2 protein-coding genes are annotated in these 3,875 nt (G+C 32.5%); one reads left to right on the top strand and one right to left on the bottom strand.

What is annotated here, in order from left to right; all coding sequences use genetic code 11:
* Positions 1–1,100: 1,100 nt before the first annotated feature.
* Positions 1,101–1,415, bottom strand: coding sequence for a hypothetical protein (locus F6K13_RS22665; protein ID WP_124147510.1), 315 nt, complete (start codon positions 1,413–1,415; stop codon positions 1,101–1,103).
* A 1,313-nt stretch (positions 1,416–2,728) separates the two neighbouring features.
* Between F6K13_RS22665 and F6K13_RS22660 the strand changes: the two genes are divergently transcribed.
* Entirely contained in the window at positions 2,729–3,391 is a 663-nt protein-coding gene (locus F6K13_RS22660) for a DUF3318 domain-containing protein (RefSeq protein ID WP_202223408.1), read from the top strand.
* The last annotated feature ends 484 nt before the right edge of the window (positions 3,392–3,875 follow it).

Here is a 3,875-nt window from a genome sequence, read left to right as displayed (position 1 = left end):
TATAATGGTAAAGAACCTGCACTCTTTATTGCAGTTCTCATTGATAGTGATTTAAAAGATTAACTTATTTAATAGTCTTTTTCTCTTGTCAAAATTTACCACTGACTGACAAAAATCCTCTGTGGAGGTTTTCTGAATTTACCGATTTTATTTGACTTAGATATGAGGTAATAATTTTCTATAGTCACTAATTCTTGCTGATGACTTAAGTCAGAGACAATTTTCATCTCATTCACAGATTTTAAACTAGAAAAAATATGGAAAAATGTCAAAGAAGAAATTGAAACTACTAGGGATGGATATTTGATTTTTGACGATACAGTAATGAATAAAAAACATTTCCATGCTAGATATTGTAGCGTTAGCGGAGCTTTGCGTCAGCAATCGCATAGATTAGCATATGCTACATATAGTGTATTTGCGTAAGTCCTGACAATCTATCAATTTTTTCTTACTTTAAGCGATCGCAAACTACCTTTAAATCAAAACTTGAGGCCAAGAGAATATAGATAACTTTTACTAATCTAAATAAGCTTTAAGATTGTTTGTGCAAATCAAAAAAATCCCTTTTTTTCTCAATTATTACAAAATATTTCACGAGCTTGCGTTGTTTCAGGGATTTGTATCATACTCTGAACATTAAGGTATGATGCTAATTTTATATCTAAAACAAAAATAACCTCCTTTCAACAAAGCTACAACCCAGTATTTACGTTAAAAATATCCTAGATATTGCGATTTGCAGCAAGCTAAAATAAGCTCAAAAAAACAAATTTTGCATAAGTAAAAGTACCTAAGTAATTATAGACATTGACAAAACGCCACAAATAGTATCAAAATTTGCTCTATCCAAAATATAATTATTCCCATCTCAGTTTCCTATTTCTGATTTTCTCAAAGCTAAAACCTAGATGATTGATGAAACTGAATAATTCCTAACTTTAACAGAGATAAAAGCTTTTACTTCTCTAGCCTTAAGTCTACCTTTTAATAAATCATAAATTTCTACTCCTAAATATTATGGTTGCTGTGCTTGTAGCTCTATGTATGGCTGGATTGACGGGAAAAGCTGCTCATCTTCAATTACAGAAATAATATAATCAGTACTTGAGAAAAAAATTCTTTTTAATTGTTTCAATATTTTCCAGAGGATAACTTGTTTGAAATTCTTTGGTTTGAAAAATCCTGAAAAATTCAGGTTGAGTTTCATCTCTTGAACTAGAAAGTCTGAAAGTTATCAGAGGTATTTTGTACTCTAAATCAAAATTTATGGCTACTTTAGCGAAAAATCCAGTAACTATAAACTCATGCCATCTGCGTTTTGAATTATTCAGCGCTCCAGTAGTTAATTGGGCTATTTTAGTATTATGTTGTCTTTGATAATTTTCATAAGCAACTACTACCGTATTCACCATCCACTCTAATACTTGAACTACTGAAATATCTAGTTATAGTCTTTGTTTAATTTCTAAATACAAACTTTGATAAATCTCTGTACTATTAATTTGGATTTTATTTTTACCTTGTCTGTTAACTGTCAAAAACCAAGAATCATTCATTACACAAATTAATTTACTATAGTGATCTGCACAAATTTGAAATGATGAATATATTTTTGTAATTTTAGATTTTGGGTAATGCTTTTTTTGATTTGCTAGTACTCACAACTATCTTGACAGACCACTAGATCATAATTACTCAAAAGATGAGATATATAACTTTTCCAAGCTCTTAGTTGTCTGATAGCTTTTTCAGACAGATATCTCCTGATTTTGGATTCTTGAATTTTTTCCGACTCAGCATAATCAAATACTGTAGATTAATCTTAATTACTGAAAAGATTAGATACAGTAGTCTGCAACTTTCCAGAAGTACAAAATTATGGACAATTAGGTAACATATCCAGAAGAAAACAGAGAAAAGAGAATATATTTTAATGTAAAGTAAAAATGTATCTCACCTCCTCACCAAAACTGCTGTATACAACTCAAGCTCTTAGTTGCCTCATAGCTTTTCCAGAAAGATATCTAAATATAACAATCAGGAATGATTTATGAGATATTTAAGAACAATTAAGATCGATCAAATAAGATCGGTCAAAATCCTTTTATATTCTGACTTCTGAGGACTGACTCCTAATTACCACTAAAATCTTACAAGTGAAATATGATTGCTATAAATTATTTGATTTTTTCCCCTCAACCACGATCAAATACTGTAGATTATTAGTAGGCATCAAAATTTTACGGTCGAAGACTATGCTTAACGCTTCTTTGTCAAAATTTTAATCAACTATTGCACTCTTTTTATTTTACCCTCGCCTTGTATTCCAACTGTTGAAAATCAGGAATTATTCATCACACTCTAGAGCGTAATTACTCAATCATACTAGACTGATAAATCTTCAAAATCTTGTTGCCGGATAGCTTTTTCAGACAGGTATCTCATCTCAAATTATTTAACTTTATTCCTCCTAAACATAATCAAATCTGCAAACTTTCTCCCTAAATACAAAGTTTCTTTTTCAAGAGAACCATAATTTATATTTATATGAATCCAAATTCCTATCTATAAAACTCACAATCTAAGTAACTTAATAAGTGTGAATTTTCACCTAACTCCTATATCCCTAAGCAAGAGTAGAAAACATACTGTTTGAAATCTTACGGTAAACTATTTAAATAAAGGATAACTATGTGTTGAAAAATCTATAGGACTCAAACAAACTATGACATCTTATGCTACTGCCACTGCCAGAGCCGAAATGAGTGAAATTAGGCGTCTAAAAGGCTTACTACCACCAGAATTACAAAGTTGGGTCATGGTAGAAAAGTCCATTGAAGTTAATCCTCCACTCATTCGCAGCGAAGAAATAGGCAAAGACCAAATAGAAATATCCATCGACCTAACACTTTGGGAGCAATTAGCATTAGACCAACGTAACCTGTTATTCTGGCATGAAGTGGCCAGAATTCAAAACGATACAATTCCCAGGGATGGTTGGGAAATGGCTGCCCTTGCTATTGGTTTAGGGGGTGCTGTGGGTGAGCTATGGGTACAGGATGGTCTACTTTTAGTTCTAGCTTTAGCTTTGTGTGGTGTATCTGGGTATAGACTCTATCAGAAGAATAACGGAGAACGTAATCTCAAAGAAGCAATAGAAGCAGACGATAAGGCGATCGCCTTAGCAACTCGTTTCGGTTACTCACTTCCTAATGCTTATAAAAGTCTGGGCAGCGCTCTGAAAACTTTAATCGAGCAAACTCCCAAAAAACGACAGAGGGCCAAATATGAAGCACGACTTCAAGCTCTCAAGCGCAGTGCTACTAAAGCAAAGGCAAGAGTTAAAGGAAGTCGTGAAACTTCACGCTCTGAAAATATCTATAACTAGACAGGAAATCTTGAGTGGGTTAGGAGTAAATTCATCAAAACTAGAATCGGTCGTGAGTAACAATCCACTCAAATTGATTCTAGTTATTTTGGTGTTATTATGGCGATATAACTAGATTAACAGAAAAAGCAGTTTGGTTTCTGCTGATACTATCTGAATATGTTCTATTCTTGAATGTAATTGGCAGAGATTAGTATACTTCAGTTCATATATTAGTATCTAACCATTGCTAATCATTAGTCTAGAGGGTGGTCTAACCATTAAGGTAATTTCTATAGGATTGTTTGAGCATAATTTTTAAGCTGATTATGCCAATAAAATCTCAGAAAAAACTTTTGTAGAAACAAAACTATAATCATCAAAAATAGGAACCAAGATTTCATGGTCAGCCAAACCTCGGAAACAGATATTCAAGTCACTTTTAGGGATAACACTCCTGTCATTCATTTGCCTCTTCGTTTTACTGTCTCAGAGGCAGAATTAT

The sequence above is a fragment of the Okeania sp. SIO2B9 genome (assembly GCF_010672505.1).
Classification (GTDB): Bacteria; Cyanobacteriota; Cyanobacteriia; order Cyanobacteriales; family Microcoleaceae; genus Okeania; species Okeania hirsuta.
The sequence above is the reverse complement of the archived record's forward strand: the minus strand, read 5'-3'. Positions and strand labels throughout refer to the sequence as shown.

Bases quoted from the DNA above. Each gene is read 5' to 3' on its own strand.
- F6K13_RS22660 (WP_202223408.1), top strand. From the start codon at position 2,729: ATGACATCTTATGCTACTGCCACTGCCAGAGCCGAAATGAGTGAAATT.
- F6K13_RS22665 (WP_124147510.1), bottom strand. From the start codon at position 1,415: ATGGTGAATACGGTAGTAGTTGCTTATGAAAATTATCAAAGACAACAT.